Source organism: Helicobacter vulpis (assembly GCF_003660395.1).
Classification (GTDB): domain Bacteria; phylum Campylobacterota; class Campylobacteria; order Campylobacterales; family Helicobacteraceae; genus Helicobacter; species Helicobacter vulpis.
On the sequence record NZ_QXQT01000059.1, the window covers coordinates 1 to 1,208 of the forward strand.

The window sequence follows — 1,208 nt, forward strand, 5'->3', positions numbered from 1 at the left end:
TTTGCATCATCAAAGCCTACCGCGGGGCGTATAAAACCACTTTGCTAAGCCGTATGCTCACGCTCTGGCTCTTTGCTAGAGGGGAGCGCCACTACATGATCTACATTGGCAACAAGAAAGAGGACACGCAAGAGACCATAGAGTGGCTTAAAATTGAGCTCCAAGAAAACGCCCTGCTTAGTCAAGATTTTAAGATTGAAAAGGGCTATTCTTGGCGCAAGGAGGAGCTCTCTGTCAAATTTGAGGGCGTGGCCAAGAAAATCAAAAGCTATAGCATTGAGGAGAATATCCGCGGGCTGAACTTCCTAGGCAAACGCCCCGATCTCATTATTTGTGATGATGTAGAAAAAGCCCAGCGCATCCACTCCAAGAAATACCGCCAAGATGTGTATAAGCAGTTTGAAAGCGCGATCCTCAAACTCCCCGCGCGCAAGGGGGATTATAATATCTTGGTGGTGGGTACCACTTTGCACCAAGAGTGTTTACTGCTCAGTTTAGAAAGTAGATGGAACGCTAAGAGTTATAGCTTCCCCCTCGTGCTAGATTTTGGCAAAAACATAGATGGGTTGAGCCCGAGCAATTTAGATCGCTACGATTTAAACAGCGTGATCTTAGATGACCCCAGCTTGGATAAAAAAGAGATCCTCATGGAATTCATCAGCCATAAGAACGCCTTTTTAGCGGAGTTTCAAAACACCCCCACCAACGCCAAAGACGCGATCTTAGGGGACTTTGAGAGTTTTAAAGAGCTGCCTAGCTGTATTGAGTGCGTGTACATGGGCATTGACCCGGCTTTAGGCAAAGCCCATGGGGATTTCTTTGCCCTCGCGCTGGTGTATGCCTGTGCGGGGCGTTATTACGCGCGCGTGCACGCCTATAAGCAAAAGCCTGATGTGATGATCCCCATCATCTTAGAGGCCTATGCGCATGCCTTGAGCGTGTGCCCCTATGTGAAAGTGGGCATTGAGGTGGTGGCTTTCCAAGCCTTCTTTAAAGACCAATTGGCCAAACACGCGCGCCAATTAGGCCTACACTTCTTCAAGCCCATAGAGTTGAAAAACAGCGCGCATAAGGAAATCCGCCTAGATTCTCTAGCCCCCCTTCTCTCTGAACGCACCTTGCTCATTGACGCCTATAGCCATGAGCTCATCGCTGAGCTAGAGAGCTACCCCAAGTGCGCCCATGACGACTGCTTGGACGCTTTGGAA

At 49.0% G+C, this 1,208-nt stretch carries 1 protein-coding gene; it reads left to right on the top strand.

Going from position 1 to position 1,208, the window contains the following annotated elements; genetic code table 11:
* On the top strand, positions 1–1,208 hold a 1,208-nt coding region (locus EAO38_RS08515), incomplete at both ends, for a hypothetical protein (protein WP_121022870.1).